Genomic DNA, 19,706 nt, shown 5'->3' with positions numbered 1-19,706 from the left:
AAACACTGATAAACCCAACATGTATGTATCACAATTGTTGAATCAAAAAATAAAACCCATTTATTCAATGGGTTTTATTTATATATACCAAGTTTTCTTGAGTGAATTACTGTAATCCACGCTCTACTTTGAATCGCTCGAGATTTCTTACTGCATCTTGATAACGATACTGAACTCTACTGCTATTTAAACGCAAATCATATAAACGCTTTTTGTAATCATCCCGATCTTTTACTGATAAATCTTTACGCTCTAATTCTTTTAAATAATAACTCATATCTGTCTGTGAACGTTCAAACTCAGAATTAGCTTGGTAGTATTCATGTGCGACTTGATAATATGTACGTAATGAATCACGTTTTTCAATCGGACAAACACGATAATCTCCACGTCCTTCCAAAGCTTCATCAAAGATTGTCTCTGGACGGCAATAAAAATTCAATCCTTTCTGATAACCTTTTTCATATAGGTTTTGATTCGGAGTAATGTTTGCTTTTTGACACGAAGAATAATATTGATCAAGTCTAGATTCACGACCTGCTGAACCATCTTTCTCACCAACATTAAACCAATTTGCAGTTTTACATTGCTCAACACTCATTGCTGCGCAGCCAGAAAGCAAAAATGATAATGTTGTAAGCAGGAAAATGACTTTCATAAATGAGTCCTTTTATTATCGTAATCTTTAAAATTATATTTTGATGACTGGATATTGTAGCTTGTCATCATAATTTAATGCTTCATGCTGCCACAATTCAAGCAATGGAATTTTAACATCATTTGCTAATGGTAATTTTTTAGGATTGAATTGCATATGCTCTAAATCTTTCCCCCAAGCAATAACGTCTATATCCAAACTAATATGATGAGATGGACGAACACGACCTGATTGGGTTTCAAGATTCTTTAGAATATCCACGACTTCATCCACAGTCAGCACACTTTTTAATAAGCATGCTGAATTCCAGTAATCTGCCCCCACGGCATCTCTACAAGGAATTTGATAAATCGCTGAAAATTCCACTTTTCCTAATTGCGCAAGCTGAGCATATGCAAAAGTGAAATTCTGCTGCTGTTGAACATTACTCGCCAGTGCGAGCGCAAAAATCGTTTCTGTTGCGTTCAAGGCGAATTCCTACTGCATTGGCTTGTGCAATAATTGCGGGTTTACGAATTGTTATAATAATTGACTCAATCGAGGGAAATACTAAAAATAATTTTTCAAGAACTAACTGTGCTGCATGCTCTATTAACTTAGGTTTTGCTTGTTGAATCACTTGAGCAGCTAGTTCACATATTTGTGCATAGTTTAATGTATCGTCTAGCTCATCAGATTGTGCAGCCTGATTAAGATCATTATGAATGGTTAGATCTAACATTAAAGGTTGAATGATTTGGCGCTCCCAATTGAAACACCCTATTACCGTATCAACTTTTAATCCTTCTATAATAATGGCATCCATAATGACCCAATAAACTGATAATTTAATTAATGCTTTAGAAATGAAGCAGGTTCAATATTGTGAACCATTTTCAAACGTTGGTCAGCATAAATATCAGTATAAGGCGCTAAAACTCGCATGAAACGATCAAAATATAACATTTGTTTGAATAACAAAGCGAAGTCACGCGGGAATTTGATACCATGACGCTCACCAACTCCAATCATATCCATCATGATGTCATTCAAATCAGCAGGGTTAGAACTTAAAATTTCTTGAGGGTCTGCTAGTAGCACACCACTAAATAGACGTTCTAAATCATCAGCTAAGACTTGAGTATCGATCTTGTGATGCGTCATCCCCATCTTAAGCATATTTTCAGCCATCGCAGCGTAATTGGTATGCTGTAAAGCATCCATAAATGCCATGCAAGCCGTCCATACTTCAGGCTTTAGTTGACCTACAATCCCAAAATCGATGAAACCAACACGACCATCTTCAAGCAGCATTAAATTTCCAGCATGTAAATCAGCATGGAAACTCTTACATAGCATTAGACTACCAAACCACGTATTCATCGCTGTAATTAATACTTGAGTTGGATCTTTAGCGTATTTTTTTACCACATCAAAATCAGTCAAAGATACGCCATATAAACGTTGCATCGTTAAAACACGGCGCGTTGAAAACTGATGATAAACTTTTGGCGCTGTTGCAGCTTGATTGCCCGAAACATTGAGATACTGTACAAAGTCATCCAAGTTTTGTGCTTCTTCAATAAAATCCACTTCACGCACCATGCGTGTTTTGATTTCGTCTACTATTTCAGATAATGACGCAAATTTAATTTTTGGAACTGCACGCTCTAACAGCTTAGTCGCCCAATGTACGACGTTTAAGTCAGTATAAAGAATGGTTTCAACACCTGGTTTTTGTACTTTTAGTACGACATCTTCACCTGTCACAAGTTTTGCAGCATGCACCTGAGCAATAGAAGCTGAAGCTAATGGTTTTTCATCAATTAAACTAAAAATTTCATTCAAGTTTTTACCTTCAAACTCTTCAGCAAGTACCTCTTGGATATAGCTAAACGGTAAAGTTGGTGTTTGATCTAAGCACCCTTGGAATTCCTCAACATATTCACGAGGAAATAGTGATGGTGTACTTGCAATAAACTGACCCAATTTAATATATGTAGAACCTAGCGACTCAAATGTCTCACGCATTAGTTTTGCGTTACTTGGCTTCTCAGTTGCATATTTCACACCTGCCTGTGCAGCAACAATCACTGTTTCACCTATCCGTGCAACAGAACGCAATCCATCAAATAAGATATTTCTTTTCATAATCTTTCATTGCCTCATAGATGGCATTAGTTTAGCAAATTTCAGAAACTTTACTGTTTAAGTTGCCCGACAAACTGGACAATTTGCATCTTTTTCAAATTTAAGAATACGTTGCGACAAATTTAAACCATTCCAGAGTAATAGTTTTTGCTTCAGTGGGGTTAATCCCAAGCCTAGAAATAACAATGTGTGATGTGCTTGTAATGACGCTATCATTACAGGAGTTGTTGCCAACACGCCTGACTCTGCACAACGCATACCCTCATTTGCGTGATCTTCTTTAGGAAATAGACATTCATAACAAGCAGAATCTGACTCCACCATGAACATTTGTCCTTCAAATCCGATTGCAGAAGCGCTAATTAGAGGGACTTGATATTTCTTACAGATCGCATTGGCTAAATAACGTGTCGTAAAGTTATCACACCCATCCAACACTACATCTTGATGCTGTATTAAATCATCAGCATTCGTTTCATCAAATCGTATGTTTTTATAGCTAACATGTATGTGCGGATTAATCACTTGTAAGTGTTTTGCTAATATTTCGGCTTTGTAGCGACCGATATGATTTGGAGTGAACGCAATTTGACGTTGTAAATTACTCATTTCAATTGTATCAGCATCTACAATCGTGATTTTTCCAACGCCTGCTCGTGCGAGTAGCTCCGCACTAGTACACCCTATTCCACCAGCTCCAATAATCAGGACATTTGCTAATTTTAATTTTTCTTGAGCTTCAATATCCCAACCATCAAGTAAGATTTGACGACTATAAAGATGCATTTCATCATTAGTTAATTCAAATTCGTTTTCTGGATGAATTGACACACTGATTCTCTTGCTAGCTCTAAAGACTTTAGATTTTAAGTATATGAATGTACTAATGGAAGATAATTTTTTTCATACATGCATTTTAGCTTTGACTATATCTAGGTTTTAACCCAATATTGTAGGCACTCTTTAACAGCATAATAAAATCAATTACTTATGAATTGAGATTAAAACTTTGGTTATTTATTTTTTTAGAAATAACTCTATGTTTTATTTTGAAATTTTAGATATATTTTATTGTTCACTACCGCATAGGTAGCTTAGAAACAACCCCAGTAGCGTAATTAACGGTACCAGTGGTTCAATACCGCATAGGTAGCTTATGAGACTTTTAAAAGATGCCACCAATTGATTTGGTTAGGCTAGGCACTTATATTCTTAAGAATCAAATTCGCTACGCCTTGTGGATCTTTCCACATTGGGACATGTCCCCAATCTCTAGGTTCTAGCCAATTCACATGGTCTGGCAGCTCAGATTTATTTTGACAGTCCTTCTTTCTCAAAAGCCAATCTTTTGTACCAAAGGCAATAGTTAAAGGAACTTGAATATCCTTACCCCCGATAAAACGTCCAACATTTGCGAATGTTCTATCGAAATCTGTGGCTTTGGAAAAATCATCAATCGAGTTCAAAGCATCTTTTCTAGAAATGTTTCGACCACCAGTTCCTATCGGGATAGCTAAAAGCAACTCTCGAAACAGTGCAAATCCCATCATCTGTCTTGATATATTAGGCATGAATTTAATCGCATTTCTTAAACTAAAAAATACCATCTTTACATGTGCTGGGGATTCATCCCACAAACCTGCGGGTGAAATTGCGACGACGGCACTTGCCAATCCAACACGTGCAGCTTCTAGTGCCATCCATCCCCCCATTGAATTTCCAACAATATCTACAGGTTCATGTATACCTATAGTTTTCAACTCACGTTCTAAAGCACTAACTAAATTATGAATTGTAGGTTGAACCGATGCACCAAGACTTGGACTATCGCCAAAACCAGCTACATCAAATGCAATGACTCGTCTAGATTTACTTAAATGCTGAATTACGGGACTCCATGCTTTATGAGACATACCAATCCCATGTAACAAAACCAATGGTTTGCCTGTTCCTGCTTCTGCTCTATTCCACATTCGGAGATCCTTCTCTATCAACTTATGTAATTGCTGTACGAAAACGTAGTCTTTTCATTTACCCGACTCATCCTATCTTTTCTGATCATGCATAATTTCATAGGATTGAGCACGAAGTAATTCTTCTTTACTTTGAAACGAACTTGTACGTAACTGATTAATCGCTTGTTGTTTATTTAAGTCTGTCATTTCGCTTTTTAGAATCTGATCACGTTTTATTAAATAATTATTTACCTGACTTTGCCAAACAGCTTCCTCCTGATCAACTTTTTCCAAACGATCAGCAGCTTCTGGCCCCAATAAGCTTTCTCTCATACTACGTAATTCTTGCGGAGAACCACCCTTGTCTTTGATTTCTTGAGTGAGCTGTTGCAATTCTGAAAACTGCATAGACACTCTAACTCCGTCAGCTAAAGTTGGTGGAAGTTGGTCGATTAACTTGGCAAGCTCAATTGCCTTTTGTTGAGTAGATAAGTTTTTATTTGCATGAATTCGTAATTGCTCGATATTAAATTTATTTAAATTACGCTCATTACCAAACAAAGCTTCTATCTCTTTAGCATTAAAAAATTGCTGTTGAATTTTATGCATTTGGTTAATTATCTTTTCTAATTCTTCAACATCAGTCGTTTTGAAATTTCCGCTGGGTTTTGCATTTTGTAAAGTATGCATATATACAACATATTGCTCTAATAAATATGCTGCATATTTCGCTGCTGGAGCTGGTAACGTCGCAGACAAATATTGTCGTATATCTGCAATCAGTTCAGTTTCTGTTTTCTCCCCTAAACTTGAAAAAAAATAGTCAAAACAACTGCGAATACCCACTGTTAATACCAAGTTTCCATTAGCATCTACTTGTATAGGACAGTCTATCTCCGTTCCTTTTAAGGAAGGTGCTAGTGTAGGAAGTGTCGTATTCTTTGAGTCATTCATTGCTAATGCATAATTTTCTGTGACGTTTTGGGATTGACTGTCACTATTTCTAGATTGTGCTAATCCTGCTTCGGGTTTAAAAAACCAATAAATCAAACCTAGAACGATCAACAAAATGCTAATCAAAGAAAAGATTAATAGTTTTGAATTTATACGTTTACCAATCATCATCCATGCTCTTGCTAAACTTTATTAAAAAATGTGGAGGAATGAATGATCATTCCTCCCTTAAATTTAGAGACCTTGATTTTTGAGACGATTTGCCTGAATTCGATATGGTGTTACAGGATTTTGTAGAAAACCCACTAGTCCTAACACTTGATTAACTTCATCTAAATGGTTAAACGCATAGTTATCACGAATAACCGTTCCTAAGTGACTTGAACATCTTGGAACAAGACCATCGTTTTCACTTGGTATCAGTAATGATGTTGCTGCCAGTGCATAATCAAATGGGTCAAGAACATTTGTAAGTACCCCTGTGCCACTCCATGAATAATAACGAACACCATTTACTAACTCTGTCCCAGTACCACAAGCTGTTGTTGGTACTCCATCAGGAAAACGCTGGTTAAATTCAGCAGCTCCACGAGTGGTCAATGAATACATTCCCGCTAAAGCATCTTGTTCGTAATAATGCCCAGAACCAATCCCGACCAACGAGAAAAATGCATTTACACCAGCAGCAATAATTGGTGTTGCTATAGTTCCAACTGGTGATTTTGAAAAGTCATATACCACATCTGCAACATCAGAACCTTTAGTAGGTCCGCCAACAGCAGTCACAGATGCAATTTTATTAGGTAAAAGACCAGCCACATAACGAACTGATTGCGTACCATGACTATGACCAATCAAGTTGATTTTTTGTGCACCAGTTATTGCTAATACTTGTTTGGCTTGTATAAGCAATTGCTCTCCACGCACTTCAGAAGAGTTAAAAGATGCCTGTTGCGCGACAAAAACATTAGCTCCATTTCCAACTAGATCTTCAGTAATCCCATTCCAATATTGCAGCGGGCCTACAGCAGAAAAACCAGCCATACCATGTGCCAGTAGAATTGGATATTTTGTTTTTGCATAACTAGACGTGACATTGGTACTGCCACCAACCGTACAAGAATTTACATCACAGTTTTGCCATGAAGCTTTAGGCGCTAAGAAATCAAATAGACCTGCATGAACAACAGATCCACTGCTTATTAGCATACCCGCCATTAACGTCATCGCACTTAAATATTTTTTCTTCACTTTTTGCTCCTAGCATTTTTCATTTTTATTACAACAAATACGTCCATAGACTTCGTTGCTAGATCCATTCTAGCGAAAACGAAAGAACAGCAGAATTATACTCCCTATACATATTGTGTGATTTTTAGACTAAAACAAAATGCGCCAAAATCATAACAATTGACGCCAAAAATTAATCTCAATCGTAAAAATCCGATGAATGTACATTTTCAAAATCACTAAGCTCTATTAAGGTCACTGCTTAGTAGATGAGTTTTAAAATGGATTTTGAATAACATCATGAGCATTCCTCGCCTTTATAATCATCACTTTATCAGCAGTTCTTATGTGCATTTATTAAGCGAAGTTGTATCGCATTGGAATATATCTGCAGAAGAGTTATTTTGGGGAACTGGTGTAGATGTAGAACAACTCAATGATTTCAATCATAAAATAAGTTTATCCTCATTTAAAAAAGTAATTGCGCGATCAATCGAGTTAACTCAAGAGGAAGGTATTGGCTTTTATGCAGGAAGTCATCTAAAAATCAGTTCTCACGGATTATTAGGTTTCACTGCTGCGATTTCAAAGAATGCCTTTGAAGCGATTCAAACAATCAATCAATTTGTCCGTATTCAATGCTCATTTGTTGAATTAGACTTTAAAATCCACGATGATTTAGCTTACTACACGATTGTGTATGAACCTTCTCTGCTTAATTTCTCAGATATATCAGATCGCCAATCGTACGAATTTAGCTGTATTTTCTTTTTAACGGGTTTTGTGCATCTAGTTCGTTTTTTTATTCCAAGCTTTAAACCTAGTTTGAGTTTGCAATGTAAATATCCTGCTTATTTTTCAAGGTTTAAAGACATTTTAGACTCAACTTTTGAAGTCATTACTTTTGAAGAATCTTGTACTCGATTAATTGCTTCAGCTAAATTTCTAGAAATGCCATTGAGTCTTTCGGACCCTTTAACTTCAGAAAAGTTTAAACAACTTTGTCAAAAAGAACTCGATGAATTAGTTACTACACAGGATATTTTATATCGCGTAAAACAGCTAATCGATGATCCAATCGAGGGCTTGATTGGAATTGATCAAGTTGCTCAAAAATTAAACCTTACCAAAAGAACTTTACAACGAATGCTTCAAGAAAAATCTGTAAGTTTTCAGAGCTTATACGATGATGTACGCAAAACAAAGGCACAAAAATTGATGTTAAGCCCCTTCGCCTCAAAAGATCAAATCGCAAAACAATTAGGTTATGCTTCAACTTCAAGTTTTAATCGCGCAGTTAAACGCTGGGCGCTTGAATAAGCCTTCATTTAAAATCAAATATAGATACATTTGAATTGCTGTTTTAGGACATGAAGTAATGAATCAATACATTGCACCCGTCGAGTTATCTAAATCATATCGTTTACTTAATCATGGTCCAACTGTACTTGTTTCTGCTCAGTATAATGATGAAGTCAATGTTATGGCAGCAGCATGGGCATGTGCTTTAGAATTTTCTCCAGCAAAGGTTACTGTGGTTTTAGATAAAACTACAAAGACGAGAGAGCTCGTGGAGAAAAGTGGCTATTTTGCATTACAGGTTCCGTGTTATGAACAACTCAACATGGTTCATCAGCTTGGAAACATCAGTCAATTTGATGATCCTGAGAAATTACAAACCTGTAAAACTGAAGTCTTTTATCAAGAAGATTATTCTGTACCATTAGTCAGTGGAAGTATTGGTTGGCTAATATGCAAGCTGATACCAGAACCGCACAATCAGCAAACCCATGATTTATTTATCGGCTCTGTTATTGCTGCTTGGGCTGATACGCGTGTTTTCCGCGATGGTCACTGGCATTTTTCGGAAGAGCATAAAAACCTGAAAAGCCTACACTATATTGCTGGCGGTACGTTTTATTTAATTGGCGAAGAAGTGAAAGCAGAGTAAATCAAACACAGAAGCGATGCACTTAACAGCGCTTCTCACATGAATTATATAAAGACTATTTAATTGCAGCATCATAACGCTGATTTACAGTATTCCAGTTTACAATAGACCAAAAAGCTTTGGTGTAGTCTGCTCTGCGATTTTGATATTTAAGATAATAAGCATGTTCCCAAACATCCAAACCTAAAAGTGGCTGTCCTTTCTTCTCCGCAATATCCATCAAAGGATTATCTTGATTTGGCGTTGAAACAATCTCCAATTGACCTGCATCATTCAAGATTAACCATGCCCAACCCGAGCCAAAACGACCTGTTGCAGCCTGATTGAATTTATCTTGGAAGGCTTCAAATGAGCCGAAATCTTGATTGATTTGTTTTAGTAGCTTTGCACTAACCTTACCAGTTTTATTAGTCGGTGCTAAACTTTCCCAAAAGAAAGCATGGTTAAAATGCCCACCACCATTGTTTCGTACTGCTGAATTATATTTAGAAATTTGTGCTTGGACTTGTTCAATACTTAATTTATCTAGCTCTGGATAGGATTTAATCTGAGCATTTAAATTATCAACATAAGCTTTGTGATGCTTTGCGTAATGTATTTCCATCGTTTTTTGATCAATCGCGGGTTCTAGTGCATTACTTTTGTAAGGCAATGGTGCTTGCTTAAATTCCGCATAGGCAGGCACACTTAATCCTGCACATAACATCAATGAAAATAGGCTTTTATTTAACATCCGCATCATTATATCCCATAAATTGATAATCATTTTCATTATCAAAAATATAAGCAAATCTAAAGCAGGTCAAATCACTAAATACTAAAGATACATTTTACTACTTATTAAAAACATAAAAGCGATGAACCAATCATCGCTTTTATTTACATAAAGATATTTTTATTTTGCAGCCATACGAATCGAACCGTCTAAGCGAATTACTTCACCATTTAAATATGAGTTTTCAGCAATATGTGCAACCAAGCGCGCAAATTCTTCAGGACGACCTAAACGCGATGGATACGGAACCATTTGACCTAATGCATCTTGTACATTTTGTGGTAGACCTTTAAGCATCGGTGTTTCCATGATACCCGGTGCAATCACCATAATACGAATTGCATGACGTGCTAACTCTCTTGCAATCGGCAAAGTCATAGCTACTACTGCCCCTTTTGAGGCTGAATATGCAGCTTGACCAATTTGACCATCAAACGCAGCAACCGAAGCTGTATTAACGATTACTCCACGATCTTCATCACCTTCTGCAAGTTCATTTTTACTCATGGCTTCCGCTGCTAAACGCAGCATATTAAATGTACCAGTGACATTAATCTGAAGCGTTTTTGAGAACATACCTAAATCGTGTACACCGTCTTTACCAACAACTTTCGCTGATGGTCCGATCCCAGCACAGTTAACTAAACCATGCACTGCACCATGCTTAACTAATACATCTTTAAAAAATTGCTCAGCAGCTTGCTCATCCGTAACATCGAGTTGGACAAATTCAGCTTTTTCACCCAATGCTTGTGCCTGCTGAGTTCCAACTTCAGCATTCATATCAACTAAAGTGACGGATGCACCTTTCTGAACCAAATATTCAGCTGTCGCTGCGCCTAAACCAGAACCACCGCCAGTAATAACAAAGTGTTTTCCCTGAATTTTCATTTACGTTTCCTATCAAATTAAAGTGATAAATTTTTATAACAAAGAGTAAAGGCAACTTTTTTCCGATACAATTCCAAAAAGTAGCAAATTTAATGCGATTTTTGAGCATTTATTTCATTCACTCTCCTGTATTTCATCTTTTATGAGCAAACTTCCAAATCAAGATATCAATTCTGCAAAGGATACGATTTCAAATGCACTTATTCGTGAAGCATTGAGTGTTGCAGCTAGCCGCGGCTTAAATATCGTCAATATCGCTAACAAAGCAGGTATTTCAGCTGAATTATTAACTTCAACCAAAGCACGAGTCCCTGTTAATCAATCTGCACAGCTTTGGGTTGAACTGGCAAAAAGTATGAATGATGAATTTCTCGGCATGGATACTCATCCCATGCGCCGAGGAAGTTATAAAGTATTGGCGAAACTTGCTTTTGGTGCGGATACATTAGAACAAGCTATACAAGATATCTTAAAATTTTTAGCTTTGATTTTGGATGACATTCATGGGGAATTAGTCCATGAGGGTTCGAAAGCATTTCTTATCTTACATGACCGTGATCAACCCAAACGAATGTTTACCTATTCGACTTTTTTAATGCTGGTACACAGTTTGATGTGTTGGTTGAGCGATCAGCGTATCAGTTTTCACCGAATGTCATTTAGGTGCCACCAACCTGTTGAGATACAAGATTATCGAGTACGCTTTTGTGAAAATATAGAATTTAACGCTGAACACAATAAAATTGAATTCGATGCTCATTATCTCAAGCACAAGATTAAAAAAGACAAACAGGCATTAAATGAATTTCTAAAACATGCCCCATATAATTTAATTGTGCGCTTTAAAAATGAAAACTCATTAAGTCTACAAATCCGCAGACAATTGATTCTCCAACCACCTTCTGAATGGGCTGAGTTAAAAGATATTGCACAACAAATGAATATGTCCACAGCAACTATTCAACGTCGACTAAAACAAGAAGGTGTCAGCTATCAACAGCTTAAAAATGATATTCGATGTGATATTGCAATTGAACGTCTGAGCAAAACGAATGATTCAATTCAAAGTATTAGTGATGATCTAAATTTTCACGATCCAAGTGCTTTCCATCGCGCTTTTAAAAAATGGAGTGGTGTAAGCCCTGGTAGCTATCGAAAAACATCCCCAAGCAAAAAACTACTTGTTAACCAATTTGAAGACTGAATGGTTTAAAAAATGTATTTACCTGAAATTTTTGAAGAAAAAAATACTGAGAAATTATATCAACTTATTGAAAAATATCCGTTAGGTACATTAGTCACTCACAGCTCCAATGGTATAGAAGCAAATCACTTACCCTTTAAACTTTTACATGAGCCTAAATCTAATCACGCCATTCTTATCGCTCATATTGCACGAAATAATGAATTGCATACTTTGATTGAGAGTGGTACTGATGTTTTAGTTATTTTCCAAGGTGAACAAGGCTATATCTCCCCCAACTGGTATCCAAGCAAACAATTGCATCACCGTCATGTACCAACATGGAATTATCAAGTCGTACACGTAAAAGGAAAAATTAGATTTTTAGAAGATGAAAAATCCTTACGGGGCATACTCGCCAAACTTACTCGGACACATGAAGCCAAGCAAGAAAAACCATGGAAAATGTCTGATGCACCTAGCGATTACATCGCAGCAGAACTCAAAGAAATAATTGGTATAGAGATTGAAATCCAGCACATGATTGGAAAATTCAAACTTAGCCAAAATAGAGACCAATTTGATGCTGTAAACGTGGTAAATAATTTAGAAAAACAGGGGCAGATTCAATTAGCTGAAGCAGTCAAACAATACATTGAAGATTAATTCAACTTCTGTCCAAGGCTGACACGATCATTGCCACCATAATCTTTAATGGTATGAATTTGGCTAAAACCCTCTTTCTCAAACATAGTACGGACTGCTCCACCTTGATCATAACCATGTTCAAGCACAATCCATCCATTTGGATTTAACCAACCTTTACCTTGAACAATAATAGTTTCTAGATCCGCCAATCCTTGCTTATCAGCAATAAGTGCTCGTTCAGGTTCTGATTTAAGCATTTGCATATGCACATCATCTGGATCGATATACGGCGGATTTGAAACAATAAGATCAAAAAATTGTTTTTCTAACGCATCAAACCAAGCACCACAAGCAAACTTAATATGCGTTAAACCATGACGAATGGCATTTTCCTGTGCGACTTCGAGCGTAGGTTGATAAATATCTGTTGCCATGACTTTCCACTGAGGACGCTCACTTGCTAGAGCCAATGCAATAGCACCCGTTCCAGTACCTAAATCAACGACATTAGATGTTGAATCAAGTTCAAGCTTTAACACAGTTTCAATCAATATTTCTGTATCTGGACGTGGCACCAATGTGTCATGTGTGACTTTTAAGTCCAGAGTCCAAAACGGTTGTGAACCTGTTACATAAGCTAGTGGTTCACCATGATCAATACGAGCAAGCCCATTCAAATAAGCTTGCTCTTGAATTTCAGTTAACTCTTGCTCAAGTCTTAGTTTTAACTCTAATGAATTGATACCCAGTATATGTTCAAGCAGCCATGCAGCTTCTTGACGTTCATAGCTATCAATTTCACCTTTAATTTCTAATGCCTGAGCAATATTCATTAGCCGCCATTTTCCTGAGCAAGCATCGCTAATTGATCCGCTTGATATTCACGATGCAAACTATCCAGCAATTCAGTTAAATCACCTTCCATGATCGCGTCTAATTTATATAACGTTAAATTAATACGATGATCCGTCATACGACCTTGAGGATAGTTATAAGTACGAATACGCTCAGAACGGTCACCAGAACCAACTAAGTCACGACGCATTTCAGAAGTAGCTGCATCCGCTGCTGCACGTTTTGCATTTTCTAAACGAGATACAAGTAATGCCATCGCTTTGGCTTTGTTTTTGTGCTGCGAACGTTCTTCCTGACATTCCACAACCACACCCGATGGAATATGAGTAATACGAACAGCAGAATCGGTTTTGTTAATGTGCTGACCACCTGCACCTGATGCTCGGTAAGTGTCAATTCGGAGATCAGCTGGATTGATTTCGACTGTTGTATCTACATCTACTTCAGGCAAAATAGCGACTGTACATGCAGAGGTATGAACACGACCTTGTGATTCAGTGGCAGGTACGCGCTGTACGCGGTGCGCACCACTTTCAAACTTTAAGCGACCATATACACCTTCACCATCAACACGACAGATTACTTCTTTATAACCACCGTGTTCACCTTCATTTTCAGACAGGACTTCAATTCGCCAACCCTGACTTTCAGCATATTTACTATACATACGGAATAAATCGCCAGAGAAAATAGCAGCTTCATCACCACCCGTCCCTGCACGAATTTCTAAATAAGCAGCATTCGCATCATTAGGATCTTTAGGGATCATTAACACATTGAGTTGTTCTTCAAGCTCAACTAAAAGTGCCTTGTTTTCTTTAATCTCTTCTTCTGCCATGTCTTTGAAATCTGGATCAGATTTCATCATTTCAGCAGTTTCAATATCCTCTTCAGCTTGACGATATTTACCCCAAACTTCTGTAATTTCAGTTAAATCATTATGTTCTCGTGACAATTTACGAAAACGTTTGTTGTCAGAAATAACTTCTACATCAGCAAGTAATGCCGTCAGCTCTTCATGACGATCACAGAGTTGATCTAGTCTTAAGCGGAGTGATGCTTTCATGGGCGGAATATCTCGAAATCCAAAGACTCAATGCCATTCAAAGTTGAAGCATGAGTAAAATCAAAAAATTGCGCATAGTTTACAGATTCTACCGCTTAAATGACATAGTGAAACTTCACTACTGCGTGATCAAGTTTCGTTTCATCATAAATTGTTCATTTTTAGTTGTAGGCTCTTGTTCTCTTTTTTGCCGTTCTATATAAATATGAGAGACAAATAAAATGATAAAACAATAGGATAATCAATATGAGTAATTTAATTAACCGTCCAACATTGGCATTTATTGGGGCAAGTTGGCTTGCAGTCGTGATCGGTGCTGTTGGTTTTATGATTGGCTTATGGAATGCTTCAATGCCTTTACATGAAAAAGGTTTTTATCTCGTTATTTTACTTTACGGTCTTTTCTCTGCTGTATCCCTACAAAAAACATTGCGTGATAAGTTAGAAGATATACCTGTGACTGCAATCTACGTTGCACTTTGTTGGACCTCAGTCGGTATTTGTATTGGGTTACTATTATTTAGTTTATCGAATGCGACACTTAGCCTGAGCGAAAAAGGTTATTACATTATGTCCTTTTTATTGAGCTTATTTGGTGTTACGGCTACCCAGAAAAATATTCGTGATCTTGAACATTTACGCTTACAGAAGCGAGAGTCTACAAATCAATTAAAACTTGAAGATTCTTCTCATCAAGATTCATAAATGACATCAGCACTATAATTTCATATTGGCTTAATCATTAATGAAAATTGAATTTATTTGATTAATCTTAATACTGATTTAAACAAAACCATACAATCAACTTACCAAATCACAATAATAACAGGATGCATCTCCACAATTTCACTCCACAAGCTTTGTTACATTTGCTTCCATTACAAAAGATGCCTGAACAGCGGGCACATGGAGTCAAAATGAAAGCGCATTTTATGTTACTGAGTGCAATCCTTGCAGGTTCTACTGTTGCAAGCACTGCATATGCAGATAATGCAACACGTGTTGCAGCCACTTCAGCTTTAGGTAGTGTTGTTGGTACAGCAATCGGTAAAGAGATTGGTGGTCATAGTGGTGCCATGATTGGTTCAGCTGTTGGTGGTGCTGGTGGTGCAGCAGCTGCTAGCAGTAAACGTACGCGTACCGAAGCTGCAATTGGTGGTGGTTTAGGTGGTGTAGGTGGTTATACTGTTGGTCGCAATATTGCTGGTACAACTGGTGGTTATATTGGCGCAGCTGCGGGTGCAGCAGGTGGTGCCGCTTTGGGTCGTAAAGTAGGTCAAGATCGAGACTACGACAACTATCAGTCAAAAAAATATAAGAAAAAACGTAAACATCGTCATCATTGATAAAAAGCACCTTCGGGTGCTTTTTTATTGACACTTAAATTGGGGCTAACACATTAAAAATCCTGAGTAAATTACTTGGTTGAATCTATAGTTTGAACTTCTTAAAATAATCCCTTATTTTAAATATGCCTTTATTGCATCATGAATACTGAATTACTCTCTCCTGCTGGTTCAATAAAAAATATGCGTTATGCTTTTGCTTACGGAGCAGATGCTGTCTATGCAGGGCAACCACGTTATAGTTTACGTGTCAGAAATAATGAGTTTGATCATGACAATCTTAAAATTGGCATAGAAGAAGCTCACTCTCTTGGTAAAAAATTTTATGTCGTCGTCAATATCCAGCCACATAATAGTAAATTAAAAAATTTCATACGTGATCTATCCCCAATTATTGAAATGAAACCAGATGCATTAATCATGTCCGACCCAGGGTTAATCATGATGGTTCGTGAGCATTTTCCTGATATGCCAATTCACCTATCAGTACAAGCAAATGCCATCAATTGGGCTACAGTTAAGTTTTGGAAAGACTATGGCTTAAGCCGTGTAATTCTTTCACGTGAGTTATCTTTAGACGAAATTGAAGAAATTAAAAATAACGTGCCAGATATTGAGTTAGAAGTATTTGTACATGGCGCGTTATGTATGGCCTATTCTGGTCGATGTCTACTATCGGGTTACATGAATAAACGTGATGCCAATCAAGGCGCATGTACTAATGCTTGTCGTTGGGAATATAAAATCCATGACGCACAAGAAGATTCAAATGGAGATGTTATCCCTGTTCAACAGTTCGAAAATTCAAAAGCATGTTGTTCTAAATCATCACATGAGCGTAATACTATCAATCCAGTATTAGTACAACGCAACGATGAGGATATGTTTGCTGCCGAAGAAGATGAGCATGGTACTTATTTCATGAATTCTAAAGATCTTCGCGCGGTGCAACATGTCGAGAGACTGAGCCAAATGGGCGTCGCTTCACTAAAAATTGAAGGTCGAACCAAATCTTACTTTTATTGTGCCCGCACCGCACAAATTTATCGAAAAGCAATTGATGATGCATTATCGGGTAAATCTTTTGATCAAAGTCTAATGACACAACTTGAAGGTTTAGCTAACCGTGGCTACACAGAAGGTTTTTTACGTCGCCATACTCACAGTGAATATCAAAATTATGAAGATGGCTCATCACATTTTGACTTTCAACAATTCTGCGGAGAAGTATTAGAAAGGAATGGTGACTTCATCCGAGTTGAAGTCAAAAATAAATTTATTGTCGGGGACTCACTTGAATTAATGACACCGAAAGGCAATGTCCACTTTGTGCTCGAACAAATGCGTGATCTCAAAGGTAATCTTATCGATAATGCCAAAGGTTCAGGTCATACGGTTGAAATACAATTTCCACAAGAAATTGATATTCGTTACGCATTGCTGATTCGGAACTTACCTCAAGCAAAACAGCAATTATCATCAGCCTCTTTAGCATACTCAGCACATTAATTCATGGCTCTTATGATTACAACCGCATGTATCAACTGTGATATGTGCTTACCAGAATGTCCAAACGAAGCAATATATGAAGGTGCTAAAATTTATGAAATCGATACCGAACGTTGCACAGAATGTGTCGGTTTTTATGATGCACCGACCTGTATTGCAGTTTGCCCGATAGATTGCGTTAAACCTGATCCAAAACATAATGAATCAAATTCAGAGCTTTTAGAAAAGTTTCGAAGATTAAAATCACAGTAAGTTACAAATAAAAAAAGCGCCTTACGGCGCTTTTTTAGATATACAAATTAGTTTGCATATACTGGGAATTTTGCACAAACAGCTTCTACTTTAGCTTTCACTTCAGCGATAACTTTTTCATCACCTTTACTGTCGATGATGTCAGCAATCCAACCTGCAAGTTCACGAACTTCAGATTCACCAAAACCACGAGTTGTAACAGCTGGAGTACCGATACGGATACCAGAAGTGACGAATGGAGAACGTGGATCATTTGGAACTGCATTTTTGTTTACAGTAATGTGTGCTGCACCTAACCATGCATCAGCATCTTTACCCGTTACGTCTTGTTTGATTAAAGACAATAAGAATAAATGGTTTTCTGTACCGCCTGAAACAACATCATAACCACGTGAAATTAATACTTCAGCCATAGCTTGAGCATTTTTCACGACTTGTTGTTGGTAAGTTTTAAACTCATCAGACATCGCTTCTTTGAAACAAATTGCTTTAGCAGCAATTGCATGCATCAAAGGACCACCTTGGTTACCAGGGAATACAGCAGATTGAAGTTTCTTCTCGATTTCTTCATTTGCTTTTGCAAGGATTAGACCAGAACGTGGACCGCGAAGCGTTTTATGAGTTGTAGTCGTTGTTACATCAGCAATTTGAACTGGGTTCGGGTAAACACCAGCAGCAACTAAACCTGCAACGTGAGCCATATCAACAAAAAGATAAGCACCAACTTTATCAGCGATTTCACGGAAACGCTGCCAATCAACGACTTGGCTATACGCAGAGAAACCAGCAACAATCATACGCGGCTTGTGTTCCAAAGCTAAACGTTCAACTTCTTCATAATCGATCTCACCCGTTTCAGGGTTTAAACCGTATTGAACAGCGTTGTATGTTTTACCAGAAAAACTTACTTTAGCACCGTGAGTCAAGTGACCACCGTGAGCTAAGCTCATACCAAGTACTGTATCACCTGGGTTGAGAAGCGCTAAATACACAGCAGAGTTTGCTTGTGAACCTGCGTGTGGTTGAACGTTTGCATAATCAGCACCGAACAATGCTTTCGCACGGTCAATTGCAAGTTGTTCAATTACGTCAACATATTCACAACCGCCATAATAGCGTTTGCCAGGATAACCTTCTGCATATTTGTTCGTAAGTTTTGATCCTTGAGCTTCCATAACTGCTGGAGAGCAATAGTTTTCTGATGCAATTAACTCAATGTGAGCTTCTTGGCGTTCGCCTTCAGAAGCAATCGCTTGAGCTAATTCTGGATCAAATTGAGCAATAGAAATATTGGCAAACATTAGCGGGGGTCCTATAAATTAGGGCTTTTAAGCCGTGCTAAAGATTGGTGCGTATTGTAGCATGAAGTTTGCCTTTTCACAGATTGATATTTATTTAATTATTCGTGAATTTTATTCATTCTGAATGTTCCGATATCAATGAAAATGATGAAGAATCTAACAAGCTTTTAAATAATTAAAATTTGGTATAAAAAATGGACTTCGAAAATACTCTGAACAATCATGAATTCCAACTTCCAGAAAACTGGAATTACTACATGTGTCAAATTGATGAGATGCCTGCAAGCTATTTTGTTAATTTAGCCTTGACGGAAATCGCACCTATATCACAAAGATTACAATTAATTTGGCTAGAAATTAAAATGAATCAACCTCGAGAAGATGGCTTATCTTCAAGTGAAGAATTTGACCATTTAATGGTTTTCGAGGATGAAATCATACCTAGCCTAACAGATGGAAGTCAGAGCATATATGTAGGGAGATTGACACATAATAAAGTGAGAGAATTCTATTTTTATTGTGAGGATGCGACTGTCTTATAAAATAAAATTCAACTTATCATGCAAAAATTCTCTCAATATTCCTATCAAACTGGTCACCGCGATGAACCAGATTGGTCTTCATATTTTAAATGCATGTACCCCACTCCAGAAATATTACAGACTATATCTAATCGAGCTGTTGTCGAAAATCTTCTTCATCATGGTGATCGTCTACAGATAGCGCGACCTGTATGTCATTGGCTTTTCTTCCAAAATGAAACAGACTTAGCTGAATGTGTGCTCAAGACTCAAGCTTTAGGTTTTGAAGTTGTACAAATCGATCAACTTGATGATGAACATATGAAGTTTTCTCTACAAATTTCTCGGATAGATCACGTTGATCAATATTCAATAGATCGTTGTACTTTAGAATTATTAGAGTTATGCAAGCTTTACAATGCTGAATATGACGGTTGGGAAACGGAAGTAGTTATTGATTAACAGCAAGCCCAGTATTTCA

23 protein-coding genes are annotated in these 19,706 nt (G+C 37.2%); 10 read left to right on the top strand and 13 right to left on the bottom strand.

Features of this window, described 5'->3' with window-relative positions:
* Positions 1-106 precede the first annotated feature (106 nt).
* The 8 genes from H2677_RS06940 to H2677_RS06905 all read right to left on the bottom strand — a co-directional run bounded on the left by H2677_RS06940 (position 107) and on the right by H2677_RS06905 (position 6,948).
* Positions 107-658 (bottom strand): DUF2799 domain-containing protein, encoded by a 552-nt coding sequence (locus tag H2677_RS06940; RefSeq protein ID WP_212639459.1) that lies wholly within the window; start codon positions 656-658, stop codon positions 107-109.
* 33 nt (positions 659-691) lie between these two features.
* Complete coding sequence (locus H2677_RS06935) at positions 692-1,126, bottom strand: 2-amino-4-hydroxy-6-hydroxymethyldihydropteridine diphosphokinase (protein ID WP_212639458.1); 435 nt, start codon at positions 1,124-1,126, stop codon at positions 692-694.
* Positions 1,083-1,463, bottom strand: a complete 381-nt coding sequence (gene folB / locus H2677_RS06930) for a dihydroneopterin aldolase (protein ID WP_004911755.1) — start codon at positions 1,461-1,463, stop codon at positions 1,083-1,085. The genes H2677_RS06935 and folB overlap by 44 nt, the downstream gene beginning before the upstream one ends.
* Before the next feature lie 26 nt (positions 1,464-1,489).
* Positions 1,490-2,788 carry an ABC1 kinase family protein gene (locus H2677_RS06925; RefSeq protein WP_212639457.1) on the bottom strand — a complete coding sequence of 433 codons (1,299 nt, stop codon included), beginning with the start codon at positions 2,786-2,788 and terminating at the stop codon, positions 1,490-1,492.
* 57 nt (positions 2,789-2,845) lie between these two features.
* The gene (locus H2677_RS06920) at positions 2,846-3,574 is read right to left on the bottom strand and encodes a HesA/MoeB/ThiF family protein (protein WP_171500880.1); all 729 of its coding nucleotides are present in this window, start codon (positions 3,572-3,574) and stop codon (positions 2,846-2,848) included.
* A 410-nt stretch (positions 3,575-3,984) separates the two neighbouring features.
* On the bottom strand, positions 3,985-4,761 hold the full coding sequence (locus H2677_RS06915; protein ID WP_212639456.1) for an alpha/beta fold hydrolase: 777 nt from the start codon (positions 4,759-4,761) through the stop codon (positions 3,985-3,987).
* A gap of 72 nt (positions 4,762-4,833) precedes the next feature.
* The gene (locus H2677_RS06910) at positions 4,834-5,865 is read right to left on the bottom strand and encodes a lipase secretion chaperone (RefSeq protein WP_212639589.1); all 1,032 of its coding nucleotides are present in this window, start codon (positions 5,863-5,865) and stop codon (positions 4,834-4,836) included.
* 66 nt (positions 5,866-5,931) lie between these two features.
* The gene (locus tag H2677_RS06905) at positions 5,932-6,948 is read right to left on the bottom strand and encodes a lipase family alpha/beta hydrolase (protein ID WP_099948542.1); all 1,017 of its coding nucleotides are present in this window, start codon (positions 6,946-6,948) and stop codon (positions 5,932-5,934) included.
* A gap of 279 nt (positions 6,949-7,227) precedes the next feature.
* On the opposite strand from H2677_RS06905, the gene H2677_RS06900 reads away from it, so the two are divergent.
* Both H2677_RS06900 and H2677_RS06895 read left to right on the top strand, forming a co-directional pair.
* Positions 7,228-8,247, top strand: a complete 1,020-nt coding sequence (locus tag H2677_RS06900) for an AraC family transcriptional regulator (protein ID WP_212639455.1) — start codon at positions 7,228-7,230, stop codon at positions 8,245-8,247.
* A 58-nt stretch (positions 8,248-8,305) separates the two neighbouring features.
* Positions 8,306-8,878 carry a flavin reductase family protein gene (locus H2677_RS06895; protein WP_099948540.1) on the top strand — a complete coding sequence of 191 codons (573 nt, stop codon included), beginning with the start codon at positions 8,306-8,308 and terminating at the stop codon, positions 8,876-8,878.
* A gap of 55 nt (positions 8,879-8,933) precedes the next feature.
* Here the strand turns inward: H2677_RS06895 and H2677_RS06890 are convergent, their stop codons facing one another.
* Positions 8,934-9,617, bottom strand: a complete 684-nt coding sequence (locus H2677_RS06890; RefSeq protein WP_328706007.1) for a superoxide dismutase — start codon at positions 9,615-9,617, stop codon at positions 8,934-8,936.
* A 156-nt stretch (positions 9,618-9,773) separates the two neighbouring features.
* Positions 9,774-10,544, bottom strand: coding sequence for a 3-hydroxyacyl-CoA dehydrogenase (locus tag H2677_RS06885; protein ID WP_125299326.1), 771 nt, complete (start codon positions 10,542-10,544; stop codon positions 9,774-9,776).
* A 142-nt stretch (positions 10,545-10,686) separates the two neighbouring features.
* On the opposite strand from H2677_RS06885, the gene H2677_RS06880 reads away from it, so the two are divergent.
* Together H2677_RS06880 and H2677_RS06875 are read left to right on the top strand one after the other, a co-directional pair.
* Entirely contained in the window at positions 10,687-11,748 is a 1,062-nt protein-coding gene (locus H2677_RS06880) for an AraC family transcriptional regulator (RefSeq protein WP_099948538.1), read from the top strand.
* Between the two features lie 12 nt (positions 11,749-11,760).
* Positions 11,761-12,393: an FMN-binding negative transcriptional regulator gene (locus H2677_RS06875; protein ID WP_212639454.1), complete on the top strand. Its 633-nt coding sequence runs from the start codon at positions 11,761-11,763 to the stop codon at positions 12,391-12,393.
* Here the strand turns inward: H2677_RS06875 and prmC are convergent.
* Together prmC and prfA are read right to left on the bottom strand one after the other, a co-directional pair.
* Entirely contained in the window at positions 12,390-13,208 is an 819-nt protein-coding gene (gene prmC, locus H2677_RS06870) for a peptide chain release factor N(5)-glutamine methyltransferase (RefSeq protein WP_212639453.1), read from the bottom strand. The two genes, H2677_RS06875 and prmC, sit on opposite strands and share 4 nt — an antisense overlap.
* Positions 13,208-14,296, bottom strand: coding sequence for a peptide chain release factor 1 (gene prfA / locus H2677_RS06865; protein ID WP_039048041.1), 1,089 nt, complete (start codon positions 14,294-14,296; stop codon positions 13,208-13,210). The genes prmC and prfA overlap by 1 nt, the downstream gene beginning before the upstream one ends.
* Before the next feature lie 246 nt (positions 14,297-14,542).
* On the opposite strand from prfA, the gene yiaA reads away from it, so the two are divergent.
* The 4 genes from yiaA to H2677_RS06845 all read left to right on the top strand — a co-directional run bounded on the left by yiaA (position 14,543) and on the right by H2677_RS06845 (position 17,403).
* Complete coding sequence (gene yiaA, locus H2677_RS06860) at positions 14,543-15,001, top strand: inner membrane protein YiaA (protein WP_004915237.1); 459 nt, start codon at positions 14,543-14,545, stop codon at positions 14,999-15,001.
* Positions 15,002-15,213: 212 nt separating this feature from the next.
* Entirely contained in the window at positions 15,214-15,642 is a 429-nt protein-coding gene (locus tag H2677_RS06855; RefSeq protein ID WP_212639452.1) for a hypothetical protein, read from the top strand.
* Positions 15,643-15,783: 141 nt separating this feature from the next.
* Positions 15,784-17,151, top strand: coding sequence for a prephenate-dependent tRNA uridine(34) hydroxylase TrhP (gene trhP, locus H2677_RS06850; protein WP_212639451.1), 1,368 nt, complete (start codon positions 15,784-15,786; stop codon positions 17,149-17,151).
* Positions 17,152-17,154: 3 nt separating this feature from the next.
* The gene (locus tag H2677_RS06845) at positions 17,155-17,403 is read left to right on the top strand and encodes a YfhL family 4Fe-4S dicluster ferredoxin (RefSeq protein ID WP_125299831.1); all 249 of its coding nucleotides are present in this window, start codon (positions 17,155-17,157) and stop codon (positions 17,401-17,403) included.
* A 47-nt stretch (positions 17,404-17,450) separates the two neighbouring features.
* Here H2677_RS06845 and glyA read toward each other — a convergent pair whose 3' ends face one another.
* Positions 17,451-18,704, bottom strand: coding sequence for a serine hydroxymethyltransferase (gene glyA, locus H2677_RS06840; RefSeq protein WP_004915215.1), 1,254 nt, complete (start codon positions 18,702-18,704; stop codon positions 17,451-17,453).
* A 194-nt stretch (positions 18,705-18,898) separates the two neighbouring features.
* Between glyA and H2677_RS16025 the strand changes: the two genes are divergently transcribed.
* Both H2677_RS16025 and H2677_RS16020 read left to right on the top strand, forming a co-directional pair.
* Positions 18,899-19,246 carry a DUF695 domain-containing protein gene (locus H2677_RS16025; protein WP_228301672.1) on the top strand — a complete coding sequence of 116 codons (348 nt, stop codon included), beginning with the start codon at positions 18,899-18,901 and terminating at the stop codon, positions 19,244-19,246.
* 18 nt (positions 19,247-19,264) lie between these two features.
* Entirely contained in the window at positions 19,265-19,687 is a 423-nt protein-coding gene (locus tag H2677_RS16020) for a ribonuclease E inhibitor RraB (RefSeq protein WP_228301671.1), read from the top strand.
* Positions 19,688-19,706: the final 19 nt, after the last annotated feature.

Origin of the sequence: Acinetobacter junii (assembly GCF_018336855.1) — a bacterium.
GTDB lineage: Bacteria > Pseudomonadota > Gammaproteobacteria > Pseudomonadales > Moraxellaceae > Acinetobacter > Acinetobacter junii.
Note: the sequence above shows the minus strand (reverse complement) of the source record. Positions and strands in the feature narration are given on the sequence as shown.

Excerpts from the sequence above, each read along its gene's own strand:
- H2677_RS06940 (WP_212639459.1), bottom strand. The coding sequence starts at position 658 with ATGAAAGTCATTTTCCTGCTTACAACATTATCATTTTTGCTTTCTGGC.
- folB (WP_004911755.1), bottom strand. The coding sequence starts at position 1,463 with ATGGATGCCATTATTATAGAAGGATTAAAAGTTGATACGGTAATAGGG.
- H2677_RS06925 (WP_212639457.1), bottom strand. The coding sequence starts at position 2,788 with ATGAAAAGAAATATCTTATTTGATGGATTGCGTTCTGTTGCACGGATA.
- H2677_RS06920 (WP_171500880.1), bottom strand. The coding sequence starts at position 3,574 with ATGCATCTTTATAGTCGTCAAATCTTACTTGATGGTTGGGATATTGAA.
- H2677_RS06915 (WP_212639456.1), bottom strand. The coding sequence starts at position 4,761 with ATGTGGAATAGAGCAGAAGCAGGAACAGGCAAACCATTGGTTTTGTTA.
- H2677_RS06910 (WP_212639589.1), bottom strand. The coding sequence starts at position 5,865 with ATGATTGGTAAACGTATAAATTCAAAACTATTAATCTTTTCTTTGATT.
- H2677_RS06900 (WP_212639455.1), top strand. The coding sequence starts at position 7,228 with ATGAGCATTCCTCGCCTTTATAATCATCACTTTATCAGCAGTTCTTAT.
- H2677_RS06895 (WP_099948540.1), top strand. The coding sequence starts at position 8,306 with ATGAATCAATACATTGCACCCGTCGAGTTATCTAAATCATATCGTTTA.
- H2677_RS06890 (WP_328706007.1), bottom strand. The coding sequence starts at position 9,617 with ATGCGGATGTTAAATAAAAGCCTATTTTCATTGATGTTATGTGCAGGA.
- H2677_RS06885 (WP_125299326.1), bottom strand. The coding sequence starts at position 10,544 with ATGAAAATTCAGGGAAAACACTTTGTTATTACTGGCGGTGGTTCTGGT.
- H2677_RS06880 (WP_099948538.1), top strand. The coding sequence starts at position 10,687 with ATGAGCAAACTTCCAAATCAAGATATCAATTCTGCAAAGGATACGATT.
- H2677_RS06875 (WP_212639454.1), top strand. The coding sequence starts at position 11,761 with ATGTATTTACCTGAAATTTTTGAAGAAAAAAATACTGAGAAATTATAT.
- prmC (WP_212639453.1), bottom strand. The coding sequence starts at position 13,208 with ATGAATATTGCTCAGGCATTAGAAATTAAAGGTGAAATTGATAGCTAT.
- prfA (WP_039048041.1), bottom strand. The coding sequence starts at position 14,296 with ATGAAAGCATCACTCCGCTTAAGACTAGATCAACTCTGTGATCGTCAT.
- yiaA (WP_004915237.1), top strand. The coding sequence starts at position 14,543 with ATGAGTAATTTAATTAACCGTCCAACATTGGCATTTATTGGGGCAAGT.
- H2677_RS06855 (WP_212639452.1), top strand. The coding sequence starts at position 15,214 with ATGAAAGCGCATTTTATGTTACTGAGTGCAATCCTTGCAGGTTCTACT.
- trhP (WP_212639451.1), top strand. The coding sequence starts at position 15,784 with ATGAATACTGAATTACTCTCTCCTGCTGGTTCAATAAAAAATATGCGT.
- H2677_RS06845 (WP_125299831.1), top strand. The coding sequence starts at position 17,155 with ATGGCTCTTATGATTACAACCGCATGTATCAACTGTGATATGTGCTTA.
- glyA (WP_004915215.1), bottom strand. The coding sequence starts at position 18,704 with ATGTTTGCCAATATTTCTATTGCTCAATTTGATCCAGAATTAGCTCAA.
- H2677_RS16025 (WP_228301672.1), top strand. The coding sequence starts at position 18,899 with ATGGACTTCGAAAATACTCTGAACAATCATGAATTCCAACTTCCAGAA.
- H2677_RS16020 (WP_228301671.1), top strand. The coding sequence starts at position 19,265 with ATGCAAAAATTCTCTCAATATTCCTATCAAACTGGTCACCGCGATGAA.